This is a genomic window from Citrobacter sp. Cu231, assembly GCF_030332265.1.
Taxonomy (GTDB): Bacteria; Pseudomonadota; Gammaproteobacteria; order Enterobacterales; family Enterobacteriaceae; genus Citrobacter; species Citrobacter meridianamericanus.
This window is the reverse complement of sequence record NZ_JAOWIE010000032.1, coordinates 841,011-858,674: the sequence shown is the minus strand read 5'-3', so window position 1 is coordinate 858,674 and position 17,664 is coordinate 841,011. Positions and strand designations below refer to the sequence as shown.

At 53.4% G+C, this 17,664-nt stretch carries 17 protein-coding genes and 1 other annotated feature (1 of these 18 cut by a window edge); of the genes, 8 read left to right on the top strand and 9 right to left on the bottom strand.

From position 1 onward, the window contains the following. Positions 1 to 93 precede the first annotated feature (93 nt). The 8 genes from ppsR (at position 94) to OGY15_RS10595 (ending at position 8,180) form a co-directional block, all read left to right on the top strand. On the top strand, positions 94 to 927 hold the full coding sequence (gene ppsR / locus OGY15_RS10630) for a posphoenolpyruvate synthetase regulatory kinase/phosphorylase PpsR (RefSeq protein ID WP_003030553.1): 834 nt from the start codon (positions 94 to 96) through the stop codon (positions 925 to 927). Positions 928 to 1,053: 126 nt separating this feature from the next. Beyond that, complete coding sequence (gene aroH, locus OGY15_RS10625) at positions 1,054 to 2,100, top strand: 3-deoxy-7-phosphoheptulonate synthase AroH (RefSeq protein ID WP_151219027.1); 1,047 nt, start codon at positions 1,054 to 1,056, stop codon at positions 2,098 to 2,100. Between the two features lie 170 nt (positions 2,101 to 2,270). After that, positions 2,271 to 2,459, top strand: coding sequence for a hemin uptake protein HemP (gene hemP / locus OGY15_RS10620; protein WP_151219026.1), 189 nt, complete (start codon positions 2,271 to 2,273; stop codon positions 2,457 to 2,459). Between the two features lie 74 nt (positions 2,460 to 2,533). Next, positions 2,534 to 4,519, top strand: coding sequence for a TonB-dependent hemoglobin/transferrin/lactoferrin family receptor (locus OGY15_RS10615; protein WP_286539051.1), 1,986 nt, complete (start codon positions 2,534 to 2,536; stop codon positions 4,517 to 4,519). Between the two features lie 47 nt (positions 4,520 to 4,566). Then, a complete protein-coding gene (chuS, locus tag OGY15_RS10610) occupies positions 4,567 to 5,598 on the top strand; it encodes a hematinate-forming heme oxygenase ChuS (RefSeq protein ID WP_286539049.1) in 1,032 nt (343 codons plus the stop codon). Further along, the gene (locus tag OGY15_RS10605; RefSeq protein ID WP_187252539.1) at positions 5,595 to 6,416 is read left to right on the top strand and encodes a heme/hemin ABC transporter substrate-binding protein; all 822 of its coding nucleotides are present in this window, start codon (positions 5,595 to 5,597) and stop codon (positions 6,414 to 6,416) included. Before chuS ends, OGY15_RS10605 begins: the two co-directional genes overlap by 4 nt. Next, the gene (locus tag OGY15_RS10600) at positions 6,416 to 7,408 is read left to right on the top strand and encodes a FecCD family ABC transporter permease (RefSeq protein ID WP_286539046.1); all 993 of its coding nucleotides are present in this window, start codon (positions 6,416 to 6,418) and stop codon (positions 7,406 to 7,408) included. The genes OGY15_RS10605 and OGY15_RS10600 overlap by 1 nt, the downstream gene beginning before the upstream one ends. Further along, positions 7,401 to 8,180, top strand: a complete 780-nt coding sequence (locus tag OGY15_RS10595) for a heme ABC transporter ATP-binding protein (protein WP_286539044.1) — start codon at positions 7,401 to 7,403, stop codon at positions 8,178 to 8,180. Before OGY15_RS10600 ends, OGY15_RS10595 begins: the two co-directional genes overlap by 8 nt. On the opposite strand, the gene selO is transcribed toward OGY15_RS10595, so the two are convergent. The 9 genes from selO to pheS all read right to left on the bottom strand — a co-directional run bounded on the left by selO (position 8,177) and on the right by pheS (position 17,440). Beyond that, complete coding sequence (gene selO, locus OGY15_RS10590; RefSeq protein ID WP_286539041.1) at positions 8,177 to 9,619, bottom strand: protein adenylyltransferase SelO; 1,443 nt, start codon at positions 9,617 to 9,619, stop codon at positions 8,177 to 8,179. The two genes, OGY15_RS10595 and selO, sit on opposite strands and share 4 nt — an antisense overlap. 61 nt (positions 9,620 to 9,680) lie before the next feature. Beyond that, positions 9,681 to 10,394 carry an EAL domain-containing protein gene (locus OGY15_RS10585; RefSeq protein WP_210905002.1) on the bottom strand — a complete coding sequence of 238 codons (714 nt, stop codon included), beginning with the start codon at positions 10,392 to 10,394 and terminating at the stop codon, positions 9,681 to 9,683. Between the two features lie 318 nt (positions 10,395 to 10,712). Then, positions 10,713 to 11,177, bottom strand: a complete 465-nt coding sequence (locus OGY15_RS10580) for a C40 family peptidase (protein ID WP_151219021.1) — start codon at positions 11,175 to 11,177, stop codon at positions 10,713 to 10,715. A gap of 77 nt (positions 11,178 to 11,254) precedes the next feature. Next, positions 11,255 to 12,004, bottom strand: a complete 750-nt coding sequence (gene btuD / locus OGY15_RS10575; protein ID WP_151219020.1) for a vitamin B12 ABC transporter ATP-binding protein BtuD — start codon at positions 12,002 to 12,004, stop codon at positions 11,255 to 11,257. Beyond that, positions 12,004 to 12,555, bottom strand: coding sequence for a glutathione peroxidase (locus OGY15_RS10570; RefSeq protein ID WP_151225374.1), 552 nt, complete (start codon positions 12,553 to 12,555; stop codon positions 12,004 to 12,006). The genes btuD and OGY15_RS10570 overlap by 1 nt, the downstream gene beginning before the upstream one ends. A gap of 60 nt (positions 12,556 to 12,615) precedes the next feature. Further along, positions 12,616 to 13,596, bottom strand: coding sequence for a vitamin B12 ABC transporter permease BtuC (btuC, locus tag OGY15_RS10565; RefSeq protein WP_286539036.1), 981 nt, complete (start codon positions 13,594 to 13,596; stop codon positions 12,616 to 12,618). A 153-nt stretch (positions 13,597 to 13,749) separates the two neighbouring features. Then, positions 13,750 to 14,049, bottom strand: a complete 300-nt coding sequence (gene ihfA, locus OGY15_RS10560) for an integration host factor subunit alpha (protein ID WP_003030571.1) — start codon at positions 14,047 to 14,049, stop codon at positions 13,750 to 13,752. A gap of 4 nt (positions 14,050 to 14,053) precedes the next feature. Further along, complete coding sequence (pheT, locus tag OGY15_RS10555) at positions 14,054 to 16,441, bottom strand: phenylalanine--tRNA ligase subunit beta (RefSeq protein WP_286539034.1); 2,388 nt, start codon at positions 16,439 to 16,441, stop codon at positions 14,054 to 14,056. Positions 16,442 to 16,456: 15 nt separating this feature from the next. Beyond that, positions 16,457 to 17,440 carry a phenylalanine--tRNA ligase subunit alpha gene (gene pheS / locus OGY15_RS10550; RefSeq protein WP_103770153.1) on the bottom strand — a complete coding sequence of 328 codons (984 nt, stop codon included), beginning with the start codon at positions 17,438 to 17,440 and terminating at the stop codon, positions 16,457 to 16,459. Positions 17,441 to 17,605: 165 nt separating this feature from the next. Then, positions 17,606 to 17,664, bottom strand: a sequence feature (Phe leader region); it runs 66 nt beyond the window's last position.

The following is a 17,664-nucleotide window of genomic DNA, read 5'->3' as shown; positions in this document are numbered from 1 at the left end:
CGTTTCATTTTATAAAAAAGATGCAGCAATATTCGCTTCTGGCGAATTTTAATTTATGCTTTCAGAGAATTATGTCTGCCCAGGATGAGCAAAATGGATAATGCTGTTGATCGTCATGTATTTTATATTTCTGATGGTACGGCCATCACCGCCGAGGTATTGGGCCACGCGGTAATGTCGCAATTTCCGGTCACGATCAGCAGCATTACGCTGCCGTTTGTGGAAAATGAGAGCCGTGCGCGGGCGGTAAAAGACCAGATTGACGCGATCTACCAACAAACTGGCGTGCGTCCTCTGGTGTTCTACTCCATCGTCCTGCCAGAAATACGCTCAATCATTTTGCAAAGCGAGGGTTTTTGTCAGGATATCGTGCAGGCGTTGGTTGCTCCGCTGCAGCACGAGATGAAGCTCGATCCCACGCCAATCGCCCATCGCACCCACGGTCTGAATCCCGGTAATCTCAACAAATACGACGCGCGCATTGCCGCTATTGATTACACCCTTGCCCATGACGATGGTATTTCGTTGCGCAACCTCGATCAGGCGCAGGTGATCCTGCTTGGCGTTTCCCGTTGCGGCAAAACACCGACCAGTTTGTACTTGGCGATGCAGTTTGGTATTCGCGCCGCCAACTACCCCTTTATTGCCGATGATATGGATAATCTGGTACTGCCAGCGTCCCTGAAGCCGTTGCAGCATAAATTGTTCGGCCTGACCATCGACCCAGAGCGCCTGGCGGCAATCCGCGAAGAACGCCGGGAGAACAGTCGGTACGCTTCGCTGCGCCAGTGCCGGATGGAAGTTGCTGAGGTAGAAGCGCTATACCGGAAAAATCAAATCCCATGGCTGAACAGTACCAATTATTCGGTAGAAGAGATTGCTACCAAGATCCTCGACATTATGGGGCTGAATCGGCGCATGTACTAGAACGCTAGTTCATTGGTTCGATTTTTTGTTATGATGCTCGCCACCAGGCAGGATGAGTGTGATATTGTGATGTACATCACTTCCCGGTAGTCCTGCCGTTGAAGCAACAAATTTCTGAGACAAATAATGAACAGAACCGATGAACTCCGTACTGCGCGTATTGACAACCTGGTCACTCCAGCAGAGCTTGCGCAACGGTATCCTGTTTCGTCCTCCGTCGCCCGTCATGTCACGGAATCCCGACGCCGGATAGAAAAAATTTTAAATGGTGAAGACCCGCGTTTGCTGGTGATCGTGGGTCCCTGCTCGATTCACGATCTTGATGCCGCCATGGAATACGCGACGCGTTTGCAGGCCCTGCGCGAGAAACATCAGGCGCGTCTGGAAATCGTAATGCGCACCTATTTTGAAAAACCGCGCACCGTCGTGGGTTGGAAAGGTTTAATTTCCGATCCGGATTTAAACGGCAGCTACCGCGTAAATCACGGCATTGAACTGGCGCGTAAACTGCTGTTGCAGGTTAATGAATTAAGCGTACCGACGGCAACAGAATTCCTCGACATGGTGACCGGTCAGTTTATTGCCGATTTAATCAGTTGGGGAGCCATTGGCGCGCGCACCACCGAAAGCCAAATCCACCGCGAGATGGCATCCGCGCTCTCCTGCCCGGTCGGTTTTAAGAACGGTACAGATGGCAATACGCGTATCGCCGTCGATGCAATTCGTGCCTCTCGCGCCAGTCACATGTTCCTCTCACCGGATAAAACCGGCCAGATGACCATTTACCAGACCAGCGGTAATCCTTACGGGCATATCATCATGCGCGGCGGTAAAAAACCGAATTATTATGCGGAAGATATTGCCGCCGCCTGCGATACGCTGCACGAATTTTCGCTGCCTGAGCATCTGGTGGTCGATTTTAGTCACGGCAATTGCCAGAAGCAGCATCGTCGTCAGCTGGAAGTATGCGATGACGTCTGTCTGCAAATTCGTAATGGTTCGACGGCGATTGCCGGGATTATGGCCGAGAGTTTCCTGCGTGAAGGTACGCAAAAAATCGTTAGCGGCCAGCCGCTGGTGTACGGTCAGTCCATTACTGACCCGTGCCTGAACTGGGAGGATACCGAACTGCTGGTTGAAAAACTCGCCTCTGCGGTTGATAGCCGTTTTTAATGCTGTTCGCCGGGTAACACTACGTTGCCCGGTGCTAATCCTATGTTTTCCCCCTCTTTGCTGTACAAAATCCGTTCTCGTCACAATTATTTCACAAAAATGCTTGCCGCAAATTTGCTGTTTGATGATAATGATTATCATTGTTACATTGATTGTTATTTTTAAACACTATGTCACGTATGGATAACTCAACAACAACGTCTGCAAAAGAAAATGCACCGCCTTCTGCCGCGCCAAATGAGCGTCAAATTGACAGCAAAAGCCTGCTGGGTAAAGAAGGACGTGTGATCATAGAACATGATGGTCAGCACTACTTGCTGCGCCAGACCCAAACCGGAAAACTCATTCTGACCAAATAAACAATACTGTTCGCCAGCCACCCAGGTCATACCCAGGCAGCCAGCGCTTTTCGATTTCCTAATGGAGAGTTGCTATGCCATACCTGCACACCGCATCCCTACGTCCTTCGCTGTTGGCGCTGGCGATTGTCAGTAGCCTGCCCGCCATCGCGTATGCAGCGGTCGAAGATATGACCGTCACCGCCACCGGCAACGCCCGTAGCGTCTTTGAAGCGCCAATGATGGTCAGCGTGATAGATGCCACCGCCCCGGAAAACCAGACCGCCAGTTCGGCTGCTGACCTGCTACGCAAGGTTCCAGGGCTGACCCTCGATGGCACGGGGCGCACCAACGGTCAGGACGTGAATCTGCGCGGCTACGATCGACGCGGCGTTCTGGTGCTGGTTGACGGCGTTCGCCAAGGAACTGATACCGGGCACCTGAACAGTACCTTCCTCGACCCGGCGCTTATCAAACGCATCGAAGTCGTACGCGGTCCCTCTGCACTGCTGTACGGCAGCGGCGCACTTGGCGGCGTGATCGCGTATGACACTGCGGATGCCAAGGATCTGCTGGAAGCCGGAAAAAACAGCGGTTACCGCGTATTTGGTACTGCGGGAACCGGCGATCACAGCCTCGGTATGGGCGCCAGCGCGTTTGGGCGCACCGATACGCTGGACGGACTGCTTGCATGGTCGAGTCGCGATCGCGGTGATTTGCGCCAGAGCGACGGTACTACGGCGCCAAACGACGAAGCGATCAACAATATGCTGGCGAAAGGCAGTTGGAAAATTGACGGCGCCCAGACGCTGGCAGGCTCGTTACGCTACTACAACAATGAGGCCCGTGAACCTAAGAACCCACAAACCAGCGCGACGGATGCCACCAGCAACCCGATGACTGACCGTTCAACCATCCAGCGCGATGCGCAACTGACCTACTCGCTCGCTCCGGCAGACAATGACTGGCTGAACGCGGATGCCCGTATTTACTGGTCCGAAGCGCGCATTAATGCACAAAACATGGATAACACCAGCGAATTTCGCAAACAGACCACCAAAGGCGGTAAAATCGACAATCGCAGCCGCCTGTTTACCGACTCTTTTGCCTCTCACCTGCTGACCTATGGCGGCGAATATTATCGTCAGGAACAACAGCCTGGCGGCACAACCACCGGTTTCCCGGAGGCAAAGATCGATTTCAGCTCCGGCTGGCTACAGGATGAAATCACCCTGCGCGACCTGCCGGTTACGCTGCTCGGTGGGACCCGTTATGACTCGTATCGCGGTAGCAGCGATGGTTACGCGGATGTTGATGCCGACAAATGGTCGTCCCGCGCCGGACTCACCGTTACGCCAGCCGACTGGCTGATGCTGTTCGGTTCATACGCTCAGGCCTTCCGTGCGCCGACCATGGGCGAGATGTATAACGATGCTAAACATTTCTCTATTGGTCGTTTCTACACTAACTACTGGGTACCCAATCCTAACCTGCGTCCGGAAACCAACGAAACGCAGGAATACGGATTTGGCCTGCGCTTTGACGATCTGCTGATGGCAAGCGATGCGCTCGAATTTAAAGCCAGCTATTTCGACACCAAAGCGAAAGATTACATCTCCACCAGCGTCGACTTTGCTGCCGCAACAACGATGTCCTATAACGTCCCCAACGCCAAAATTTGGGGTTGGGACGTCATGGCGAAATATACCGCCGACTTATTCAGCCTCGACATGGCCTATAACCGTGCGCGCGGCAAAGATACTGACACGGGCGAATACATTTCCAGCATTAACCCGGACACCGTCACCAGCAAACTAAATGTGCCGGTTGCGCACAGCGGATTCTCCGTGGGCTGGATAGGGACATTTGCCGACCGCTCCACGCATATCAGCAGCAGCTACGCTAAACAGCCCGGCTATGCGGTAAACGATTTCTACGTGAGCTATCAGGGTCAACAAGCGCTGAAAGGCATGACCACCACGCTGGTGCTGGGCAACGCCTTCGACAAAGAGTACTGGTCGCCGCAAGGCATTCCGCAGGATGGTCGCAATGGCAAAATTTTCGTGAGTTATCAGTGGTAATCACTTTTCCCCGGTTCGCCGGGGTAGCAATCTGGAAGGAAGAGACAATGAATCATTACACATGCTGGCTGGAACTGAAGAAAGAAAATCCCGGTAAATACGCACGCGATATTGCAGGGTTGATGAATATTAGTGAAGCCGAGCTGACCTTTGCGCGTGTCGGCCATGACGCCTGGCGCTTACGTGGCAAAGTCCGCGAAATCCTCGGCGCACTGGAAGCCGTAGGCGAAACCAAATGCATTTGCCGCAACGAATATGCGGTGCATGAACAGGTTGGCGCTTTTACCAATCAGCACCTGAACGGTCATGCCGGACTGGTTCTTAATCCGCGCGCCCTCGACCTGCGTCTGTTCCTTAATCAGTGGGCAAGCGCCTTCCATATCAGTGAGACCACGGCCCACGGCGAGCGTCAGAGCATTCAGTTCTTTGACCATCAGGGGGATGCGCTGCTGAAAGTCTATGCCACACAGAATACTCTCGTTGAGGAATGGGCTGCGTTGCTGACCCGTTTCATCTTCGCTGAAAACCCGCCACTGGTACTGCAACCTGCTAACACGTCTGCACCAGCCGCCATCACGGTCGATGCGCATACGGTTGATCAAGAGTGGCGAGCCATGACCGATGTACATCAGTTCTTCGGTCTGCTGAAACGCCACGAGCTCACCCGTCAACAGGCATTTAATCTCGTTGGTGACGATCTGGCCTGCAAAGTTTCTAATCGTGCACTGGCGCAGATACTTGATGCCGCACGCCAGGATGGCAATGAAATTATGGTCTTCGTAGGTAATCGCGGGTGCGTACAGATTTTTACCGGCGTAATAGAAAAACTGGTGTCGATGAAAGGCTGGCTGAATATATTCAACCCGGCATTTACCTTACATCTGCTGGAAGAGAGCGTGGCAGAAACGTGGGTAACGCGCAAACCGACCGCCGATGGCCACGTCACCAGTCTGGAACTGTTTGCTGCCGACGGCACGCAAATCGCCCAGTTGTATGGTCAACGTACGGAAGGCGAACCTGAGCAGACGCAATGGCGCGCACAGATTGACGCGCTCACGCCGAAAGGACTTGCCGCATGAAAAAACTGCTGGTCCTGATTGCTCTGCTGCCCATCGCAGCGCTGGCTGCGCCCGTGGAACGAGTTGTTGCGCTCGGTGGGGATGTCACGGAGATTGTCTACGCGTTGGGCGCACAGTCATCTCTTGTGGCGCTCGACAGCACCAGCCAGTGGCCGGAAGCGGCAACCGCATTGCCGGATGTGGGCTATTTGCGCCAACTCAACGCCGAAGGGATCCTTGCCACCCGCCCTACGCTGGTCCTTGCCAGCGCACAGGCGCAGCCCTCTCTGGCGCTAAAACAGGTTGAGCAGAGCAATGTCAGGGTTGTCACGATCCCGGCGAGCAACGATCTCAACGTGATTGATGAAAAAATCCGCGTCATCGCCGAAGCAACCCACCGGGAGGATGAGGGCGAAACGCTGCGCACCCGCTTACGTCAGGAACTGGCGGCATTGCCGTCATCCGGACTTAACAAACGCGTACTGTTTATTCTCAATCATGGCGGAATGACCGCGATGGCAGCAGGCCAACAAACCGGAGCCGATGCGGCGATTCGTGCCGCCGGTTTGCGCAACGCCATGCAGGGCGTTACCCGCTATCAGCCGATGTCACAAGAAGGCGTCATTGCCAGCCAGCCCGATCTGGTAGTGATTTCACAAGATGGCGTTAAGGCTATGGGTGGCGAAGCGAACCTGTGGGCGCTGTCGGGTCTTGCGCAGACGCCAGCTGGACGGAATAAACAGGTATTGCAGATTGACGATATGGCGCTGCTCGGCTTTAGCATACGCACGCCACAGGCGATATTGCAGCTTCGTGCCAAAGCAGAGCAATTGCCCTGATGTCCCGACGAATCAGTTGTTCTTTATGGGCACTCGCCTTCATGTTGGTCGTGGCAACCATCCTGGCTACCGGTTTTGGCGCGTTGCGCCTGCCGGTAAGTCTGCTTTGGCGCGATGGCGATGAAGCGCTGCGTCAAATTTGGCTCACAATTCGTCTGCCGCGCGTTCTGCTGGCGTTAATCATTGGTGGCGCTCTGGCGCTCGCAGGCTGCGTGATGCAGGGACTGTTTCGCAACCCGCTTGCCGATCCGGGATTGCTGGGCATAAGCAGCGGTGCCGCCTGCGCCGTCGCTTTATGGGTCGTGCTACCTGTCTCTTTACCCGCATTGTTGATGCTGTACGCCCCAATGCTGGCCGCTTTTATTGGCGCCCTGGCGGCAACGGTAGTGATTTTTATCCTCAGCCAACAGCGCGGCGGTTCACTCTCACGTCTGTTACTGGTCGGTATTGCAATTAACGCGCTCTGCGGAGCGGCGGTTGGCGTTTTGTCATGGGTCAGTAATGATGCGCAATTGCGCCAGTTGTCGTTATGGGGGATGGGAAGTCTGGGGACCGCGCAGTGGCCAACGCTGCTGGCTGTCACGTCACTGACTATCCCGACGGTACTGACCATCTGGCGTCTGGCACCGGCGCTGAACCTGCTGCAGTTGGGTGAAGAAGACGCGCATTATCTCGGTGTAGATGTGCGTAGCGTTCAACGTATTTTGCTACTGTGTAGCGCATTGCTGGTTGCCTCAGCCATAGCGGTAACCGGTGTCATTGGCTTCATCGGGTTGGTTATCCCACATTTAATGCGTATGTGGCTCGGTTCAGACCATCGGGCCGTTATCCCCGGCTCCGTGCTGGCGGGCGCGTTTTTATTACTGGTTGCCGACACGCTGGCCCGTACGGCGGTTGCGCCTGCGGAGATGCCAGTCGGTCTGTTAACCAGTCTTCTTGGCGCTCCGTGGTTTTTATGGCTTATTTTTCGTCAGCGAGGACCGCATGGCTGAACATTTTATCGCTGAAGGGCTTCATTATCGTGTGGCTGGCAGAGCGGTGATTAACGACGTATCCCTCTCCCTCGCAAAAGGTGAACTGGTGGCGCTCATTGGCCCAAACGGCGCGGGGAAATCCACCCTGCTGCGCCTGCTGACCGGTTTTCTGCAACCGGCGAGTGGATGCTGCATGCTGGCGGACAAACCGCTGGATGAATGGCCTACCCAGACGCTGTCGCGGCATCGGGCAGTGATGCGCCAGCAAACACGGCTGGGATTTGACTGGCCGGTAGAGGCCGTTATCGCGATGGGACGCGCGCCCTGGACGCCGCGGCCGGAGCCACGACTCATCGCTCAGGTGATGGAAATGACCGGATGCACACCGTTGGCGGGCCGGCAATACGCCGCGCTTTCCGGCGGCGAGCAACAGCGCGTACAGTTGGCCCGTGCGCTGGCGCAACTTTGGTGCGACGGTGCGCCTCGTGGCTGGTTATTCCTTGATGAGCCTACTTCGGCGCTGGATCTTTATCACCAGCAGCATTTGTTGCGCCTGCTGAAGACGCTCACCGCGTCACAAGAGCTACATGTGTGTATTGTGCTTCACGATCTGAACCTCGCCGCATTGTGGGCAGACAAAATAGTGCTGCTGCACAACGGCAGGCTGGTGTCGCAGGGAACGCCGGCGGCTGTGTTACAGGCCGATGATCTGCAGCACTGGTACGGTGCTCAGGTACACGTTGGTCAGCATCCGGCCACCGTGTCCCCGCAGGTGTTTCTGGCACCTTAGCTCGAACAGCTCACCTCCAGCCGTTTACCCCAGTCAGGAGGACGGCTGACATAGTCATCATCACGATCGACAAACGGAGTACGCAACGCTGAATGCAACCGATGCAGTTCGGCGTAATCCCCCTGCTCCGCCTGACTAATCGCCCGCTGCGCCAGCCAGTTACGTAACACCATTGCCGGATTTGTCGCTTTCATCTGCGTTTGTCTGACCGCATCGGCGATGCCGTCTTGCTGCAGGCGCGCGCGATACCGAGCGAACCAGTCGTCAAACGCCGCGCGGTCGATAAACTCATCGCGCAGCGGGGATTGCGCACTGTGTTGTTCCGTTTGGCAGAGCATGCGAAACGTTCGCGTATAATCACTTCTTTCTCGCGCCATCAGACTAAACAGTTCGCTAAGCAGATCGTTATCGTTTTTTTGCTCGCTAAAGAAGCCGAGTTTTTGCCGCATCCGCTGACCGTAGCGAGTCAACAGTGCCAGTTGGTAACTGTCCAGCGCATCATTCAGCGCCTCGACCGGGATAAATGGCGACAGGGTTTGCGCCAGACGTTGCAGATTCCACAGCGCCGCGGCTGGTTGATTATCGAAACTGTATCGCCCCTGATTGTCTGAGTGGTTGCAGATAAAATCGGGCACGTAGTCATCAAGAAAACCGAATGGACCGTAATCCATCGTCAGCCCCAGAATCGACATGTTGTCCGTGTTCATCACACCATGCGCGAATCCTATCGCCTGCCAGTCAGCGACTAGTGTTGCAGTACGCGTGACAACATCATTAAACCACAACAGATACTTATCGGCTTCTTCCTGCCATTGCGGCCAGTAATGCCGAATCGCAAAGTCAGCCAGTTGGCGCACTTTTTCCGGCTCGCGACGATAGTAAAAGTGTTCAAAATGGCCAAAGCGCATATGGCTTTGCGCCACACGAATGAGCATCGCTCCTGCTTCTACCGTTTCGCGATACACCGGCGTGTCGCTGGTCACAATCGACAATGCCCGCGTGGTCGGTATGCCCAGATAATGCATCGCTTCGCTGGCCAGACTCTCGCGAATTGTCGAGCGCAGCACGGCGCGCCCATCTCCCATGCGGGAATAAGGCGTAAGCCCGGCCCCTTTCAGGTGCCAGTCAAACGTTGAGCCATCCGCAAGTTGTTGTTCGCCTAGTAGGATCCCGCGGCCATCGCCAAGCTGGCCTGCCCAAACACCGAACTGATGCCCGCTATAAACTTGCGCTACAGGCGACATCCCGGGCAGCAGCGATTCGCCTCCCCAAATACCTGCACCGGTTGGAATATCAAATAGCGACTCCGGTATCGCTAATTGCTCCGCCAGCGCATCGTTATGCCAGATCAGGCGCGCATTTTTCAGGGGAGTAGGCAAAAGAGCTGTATAGGTTGCTGGTAACTCATCACGCCAGCGGGTGGTAAAAGACAGGGTCATAGGGCCTCCTGCCTCTAGTGTAGACTGTTAATAGTCTGTTAAACACCAGCAAATAATAGGGTCATCTCTTAGCGAGCGAAATTATCTGCGCAGGAGGCACGGCAGGCCATAATCCTCCCTGCATGGCACTGAATCCCAGAGGTAATACACGTGCTAACATCTCTGGTGTATCAATACCGCTAATGATGACGGACTCACTACAGGGAGATATCTGCGCCAGGATAGCCCGCATAAATGGCTCAAATGAAATATGTGCAATCCTTTGTTGAACAAAGTTTTTATCCAACACGACGCGTTTGAACAGCCCATCAAAAATTGCCCGGGTAGATATCCCGCCAGCACCATAGTTTGTCAGTACTAATGGAAATCGCGCCGCCAATGCAGCCAGCGTTGGATTCTCTCTTCCATTATTTAACTCTGGAAAGTTTTCATTAATTGCCATTTCCAGAAACGAAAATCGTTCAACTTGTGAAGCAAATTTATCATCTGATAATAAAGTATTAGCAATTGCCGGCGTTAAATTAATCCAGGCAGAAACTTTTCGTTGAATAAAAAAATGTTGGCACGTTTCGATTAAATCAAGCTTTTCGGTAAATAAGCGACATTGCTCATCGTCCGACATCCGAGGCAGTACCAGCTCGGTGGGTATACGCACGCCCCCCTGCTCACTGGCAAAACTGGTGATGATATCAACGTATTCAAGATCGCCTTTTTCGCTTCTCGCAGGAAGAAAAGAAAACTCTGAATGGTATAGCGTATCCAGTGAAACAATCATCGTGCCAGCCCCTCTGCATAGGTGTTATCCGGCATCCTGTAGCAAAGGATGGAGAAATACGTTATTGCTGATGCAAATAGAGGCTCTTTCATTTTTCCCTTTTTAGCCAGTAAATCGAATCCTTTTTTTTAGCTTATCCTGATTATAAGCGAATATCCAGCTTTGCACTTTTTAATATCTCGGAATAAATCATATTTTTAGCAAAATACGCTCTTAATGCTCAGGGTTATTGTTCGGCTGGCGGCAGAAATAAAAGTTAACTTTCAAATGGTGATGTCGAGGCTGCGCAGTCGTTGGCAGCCTTGTGTCTTATGAGGATTAAATACGTCGCGCCTGCCAAAAGTTTTTACGCCAGTAAACGTTATCCAGTGACGAGCGCATAACTCCACGACTGGTTGAGGCATGAATAAATTGATTGTTGGTATCGTAAATTCCGACATGCAGACCGCTTTCCCCTGATCCGGTTTTAAAGAAAACCAGATCGCCTGGCAGCAAATCATCTTTATCAATTTCGGTACCAATCTTTGATTGTGTGCGTGTGTCACGCGGGAGTTGCAGATCGAATTTGTCGCGCATTGTCATCAAAACAAATCCAGAACAGTCTACCCCGCTACGACTCATGCCACCGTAACGATAGGGTGTTCCGTGCCAGGTTTGTAGCTGGTCATTCAGACCGGCGATAACGGCGATAGAATCCGACAAGCGAGCATTTGGCGCAGGAGCACGATGGCTGCTGCAGCCCGCCAAAAACAATGCTGTGATGAAAATAAGCCAAAAGCGCATTCAGGAAGAATCCTCTGAATTATATTTTTATACCAATTTAGCGTGGAAATTATATGATTTTCAAGAACCCATTTAACTTAAGTGGTTGATATGAGCATTCTGTGGCCTTCAATGTCCAAACGACGGAAGTTTACGCCATAAGCCGCAGTCAAATTAGCTGGCGTCAGCACTGCATCCCGTGGGCCGCTGGCAAGCAACTTCCCGCGTTTAAGGAGCCAGGCCTTATGCGCATGGCGTAAGGTGTGATTAAGGTCATGGCTGCTCATAACAATCGCGATGCCCTGCAAACACAGCTGACTCAATAACCGATCCAGTGCATTTTGTTGCGCCACGTCCAGGCTGTTCATCGGCTCATCCAGCAGTAAAAGCTGGCCAAAGGGATTCGCTTGCGGGCAAATCTGCAGGATAACCGCTGCCAGGCGCACGCGCTGCCATTCTCCGCCGGAGAGCTGATTCACACTACGTGGCAGCTTATCTCCAAGCCCAAGCGTATCGGCGACGTCCTGTAGCTGATCGGTACGTGCTTTATCTGGTTGATGCAGCGTCAGAAAATGCCAGACCGGCATCGCAAACGGCGGGTTTTGCTGTTGCGCAAGATAGGCACGATATTGCGCCAGCTTTGCCGCTGGCCATTCGTCCAACAACATATCACCAAAGGTGATACTGCCTTCTCCAGTCGTCAGACCCGCCATCCGCGCCAACAGCGTGCTCTTTCCGGCGCCGTTAGGGCCCACTAAATGCAGAATCTCCCCCGCTTTTATCTCACCGGAAAGCGGGCCGAGCCGGGTTGATTCCGCTACGTCCTGTAGCTGCATCAATCGAGACATTAGTTTACCAGCGCCTTCTTGATAGACTGCACCAGGATGGGATCCTCAGGCGTCATATCGGGTGAGAATCGTTGCAATACCTGACCATCTCGCCCCACTAAAAACTTCTCGAAATTCCACAAAATATCGTCCGGGTAGAGCGGCGCCCGACCTTTACTCGCCATGCGCTCATAGAATCCGCTCTCCACAGGCGTAGTGGCTGTTGGCGCGGCATCAATCAGTTTCTGATACAGTGGATGGCGTCCCTCGCCGTTAACGTCAATCTTGCTGAACATCGGGAAGGTAACCCCCCAGGTAGTACTGCAGTACGTTTTGATTTCCTCTTCGCTGCCCGGCTCCTGGCCCAGAAACTGGTTGCAAGGGAATCCAAGTACGGTGAAACCCTGCTGATGCCAGGTTTTCTGTAGGTTCTCCAGTTGCTCATATTGCGGCGTCAACCCACATTTTGACGCCACGTTGACAATTAACAGCACATTTCCGGAATACGGCTGCAGTGAGGTAACCTCACCGTCGATGGTGATCACTTCTGTATCGAGGATAGTGTTTTGCATAGCATCTCCAGAACAACAAGTGGATTTTCAGTTTTTAATCATAGACCGAACCAACACGTTCTAGCGCGCGGCTTTTAGCAATAGCCAGATAAATACCGGTGCGCCCATGGTGGCCGTCACCACGCCGATAGGCAGCTCAGCCGAGGCCAACACCAGACGCGCGACAACATCAGCTAACAGTAATACGATAGCGCCAGCCAACGCACAGCCCGGCAGTAACACGCGATGATCGGTTAAACCGCACAGCCGCAGAATATGTGGGATCACAAGCCCAATAAAGCCAATCGCCCCCGCCAGTGCCACGCTGACGCCAACCATCCAGCCCGTAGCGACAACCAGCAGATTACGCCAGAACCACAATGGCAGCCCCAGCTGGCGTGCAGAAGTCTCCCCCAGCGCCAGCATATTCATCGGCTGCGACTGACAGCAGATCCACACCAGTACTGGGATCAGCGCCACCATTAGCCAGGCCTGATGCCAGTCGACGCCGCCGAAACCTCCCATCATCCAGTACATCAGCTGTCGTAAATCGAAAGACGTGGAAAAATAGATGGCCCATGTCATTAGCGCGCTACAGATAATTCCCAGCGCCACCCCCGCCAACAGCAGGCGGCTGGTAGACAAATGGCGACGGGCGAAACGGAGCAAAATAAGCGTGATAATCAGCGCCCCGGCGATGGCGCATAAACCCAACGCCCAGCCTGGAAGCTGGCCCTGTCCCAGCAGCACTGCCGCGATGAGTCCTACCCCTGCACCGTTAGACACGCCCAATAACCCAGGCTCCGCCAGCGGGTTTTCAAACAGAGCTTGCATCACTGCGCCAGATATGGCCAACGCAGCGCCTACCAGCAAAACGGCCAGGGTTCGGGGAAGTCGGATTTGCCAGACGAACAGATCGCCGCGGGCACTGAACCAGTCGCCAGGGGCGATCCACTGTTCTCCTGCGCACAAGCTTAGAATCGTTGCCAGCAGCATCAGTACTGACAGTGACAATATCCAGCGCACATTTCGTCGCTGCTGTAGATGGGCGAAAGTCAGCATGTTTTCCATTCTGCTGAAAAGAGATGAAGGTGATTCTACGGTGCTGATTCGGTAGTGAAAAGGAAAAAGGCCGCAGAGCGGCCTTTTTAGTTATATATCATGGTTTGCGCTGCCGCTTTGATGGCAGAGCAATTGACTTAGCTGATCGTTAAATCACTCTTCTTTGGGCGTTGCGTTTTCGACTCGGCTTTTTAACTTCTGTCCGGGTCTGAAGGTCACCACGCGCCGTGCTGTAATGGGAATATCTTCGCCCGTTTTCGGGTTACGTCCCGGACGTTGATTCTTATCACGCAGATCGAAGTTACCAAAACCAGAGAGTTTTACCTGCTCACCATTTTCCAGAGCACGACGGATCTCTTCGAAAAACAGCTCGACCAGTTCTTTGGCATCCCGCTTGCTAAGCCCAAGCTTATCAAACAGATATTCTGACATTTCAGCTTTTGTAAGCGCCATAGGTTCAATCCCTCAATGATGCCTGGAATCGCTCTTTTAATGCCCCTACACATTTGGCGACGGTAGCGGCAATCTCCTCTTCTTCAAGTGTACGGCTGGTATCCTGAAGGATCAGGCTGATAGCGAGGCTCTTATAACCCTCCGCAACACCCTTACCGCGGTACACGTCAAATAAGTTTACGCCAACTACCTGATTTACGCCAACTTTCTTACACTCGGATAAAATATCCGCAGCGGGAACGTTTTCTGCCACAACAACTGCGATGTCGCGACGGTTCGCCGGGAAGCGAGAAACTTCACGCGCCTGAGGCACCACGCGGTCTGTGAGCTTATTCCACTCCAGTTCAAACACCAGAGTGCGACCGTTCAAATCCAGTTTACGTTCCAGTTCAGGATGAACAACCCCAATGAAACCAATGCGTTCACCTTTCAGATAAATCGCCGCAGATTGACCTGGATGCAGGGCTGGATTTGCTTCAGCTTTGAACTGAATGTCCGCCAGTTTGCCGGTCAGGTCGAGCACCGCCTCCAGATCGCCTTTCAGATCATAGAAATCAACGGTCTCTTTTGCCAGATTCCAGTGTTCATCATGACGGTTACCGCAGATCACACCCGCCAGCATCAGATCCTGACGGATCCCGAGGTTGGCCTGCGTATCCGGTACAAAACGTAAACCCGTTTCGAAAATACGCACGCGGTTCTGCTGACGGTTCTGGTTATACACTACTGTAGACAGCAGGCCTGTCCACAGGGACAAACGCATTGCCGACATATCAATAGAGATTGGACTTGGCAGCAGCAGCGCTTCTTCACCTGGATGCAGCAGCGCCTGAACTTTCGGGTCGACAAAGCTGTAGGTAATAACTTCCTGATAGCCTTTATCATTCAGCATGGTTTTCACACGTTTCAGCGATAAATCCGCTTCACGATGCGTACCCATGATAAGCCCCGCCTGAATTGGCGTATTCGGGATATTGTCATAACCGTACACGCGGGCGACTTCTTCGACCAGGTCCTCTTCGATCTCCATGTCGAAACGCCAGCTTGGGGCTACCGCTTTCCACTCATCTTGCCCTTCCGTAACGTCACAACCCAGACGACGCAGAATATCGCTCACCTGCTCATCCGCAATATGGTGCCCAATCAGACGATCAAGTTTGCTACGACGAAGCGTAATAGTTGCGCGTTTTGGCAGTGTGGCTTCGTTCGTCACGTCAATAACTGGACCCGCTTCACCGCCGCAGATATCAATCAGCAAGCGCGTAGCGCGTTCCATGGCTTTATGTTGCAGCGCAGGATCGACACCGCGCTCATAGCGGTGAGACGCATCGGTGTGCAGGCCGTGACGACGTGCGCGACCGGTAATAGACAGCGGGCTGAAGAATGCGCATTCCAGCAGGACGTTTTGCGTTTCATCATTCACACCGGAGTGTTCGCCGCCAAAGATACCGCCCATCGCCAGCGCTTTGTTATGGTCTGCAATCACCAGCGTATCCGCGTTCAGCTTCGCTTCGCTGCCGTCCAGCAATATCAGGGTTTCCCCCTCTTTTGCCATACGGACAACAATCCCACCTTCAATGCGGTCTTTGTCGAAAGCATGCATTGGCTGACCCAGTTCGAGCAGCACATAGTTCGTTACGTCAACCACGGCATCAATAGAGCGGATCCCGCAACGACGCAGTTTTTCTTTCATCCACAGCGGGGTTGGCGCTTTAACGTTGATGCCCTTCACCACACGGCCCAGATAGCGTGGGCAGGCTTCCACAGCTTCGACCTGAATCGGCAGGACGTCGCTAATGGTTGCGGCTACTGGTGCCATTTCCGGCTCAACCAGCGGAGCTTTGTTCAGCACAGCAACATCACGTGCGACACCGATAATCCCTAAGCAGTCGGCACGGTTCGGGGTGACGCTAATTTCGATAGTATTATCGTCAAGCTTAAGATATTCACGGATATCCGTACCAATTGGCGCATCGGCTGGCAGTTCGATAATACCGTTATGATCGTCGGAAATGCCCAGCTCGGAAAACGAACACAGCATACCTTCAGACGGCTCACCGCGCAGTTTCGCGGCTTTGATTTTAAAATCGCCCGGCAGAACGGCACCAACGGTTGCCACGGCCACTTTCAGCCCCTGACGGCAGTTTGGCGCGCCGCAGACGATATCCAGCAGGCGCTCGCCGCCTACATTCACTTTGGTGACGCGCAGTTTATCAGCGTTCGGGTGCTGAGCGCACTCAACCACTTCGCCCACTACAACGCCGTTGAACGCGCCGGAAACAGGATCCACACCGTCAACTTCCAGACCCGCCATCGTGATTTGGTTTGACAGCGCATCGCTATCAATCGCCGGGTTTACCCATTCGCGTAACCACAGTTCACTGAATTTCATTGTTTTATCCTGCCCTTATTTAAACTGTTTGAGGAAACGCAGATCGTTTTCGAAGAAAGAGCGCAGATCGGTCACGCCGTAACGCAGCATGGTCAGACGCTCCATACCCATGCCGAATGCAAAGCCAGAGTAGATTTCCGGATCGATGCCGACATTACGCAGCACGTTCGGGTGAACCATTCCGCAACCCAGCACTTCCAGCCATTTACCGTTTTTGCCCATCACGTCCACTTCCGCAGAAGGTTCGGTGAACGGGAAATAGGAAGGACGGAAACGAACCTGCAGGTCTTCTTCAAAGAAGTTGCGCAGGAAATCGTGCAGCGTACCTTTCAGATTGGTGAAGTTGATGTTGGTATCAACAATCAGCCCTTCCATCTGATGGAACATCGGGGTGTGCGTCTGATCGTAGTCGTTACGATATACGCGACCCGGGGCGATAATACGAATCGGTGGCTGTTTTTCCTTCATGGTGCGGATCTGCACGCCGGAAGTCTGTGTGCGCAGCAGACGCGTCGCATCAAACCAGAAAGTGTCGTGGTCAGCGCGCGCCGGGTGATGGCCAGGAATATTCAGTGCATCGAAGTTGTGATAGTCATCTTCGATTTCCGGACCGGTCGCCACGGTAAAGCCCAGCTCACCGAAGAAACTTTCAATACGGTCGATAGTACGTGTTACCGGATGCAAACCGCCGTTTTCGATGCGACGCCCTGGCAGGGAGATATCGATCGTTTCTTCAGCCAGACGTGCATTCAGCGCAGCACTTTCTAATTCGGCTTTACGCGCGTTGAGCGCTTGCTGAACCTGCTCTTTGGCTTCGTTTATCACCGCACCTGCAGCCGGACGCTCTTCCGCCGGCAGTTCGCGCAGGGTAGTCATCTGAAGGGTCAGATGCCCTTTCTTGCCCAAATATTCGACGCGGACATTGTCTAACGCGGCAACATCTGAAGCCTGGTTAATGGCGGCCGTTGCACTGGCAACCAGCTCTGCGAGATGTGACATGGTTTTCCTCGTTATGTTGCGATATTCACTAGTCGCTCGTAAATACGCAAAATCATTCAAGTTGTGTCACGGCGGCAAAAGAGCAAACCCTCAGGAACGTACATCAGTACGTGACTGGGGTAAGCGAATGCAGCCAACACAGAGACAACTTGAAGGATGACGCGTATAAAAAAAGCCTCCACCAGGGAGGCTTTTAGGCGCTGTTTTCCGTTTCTTCTTTCACG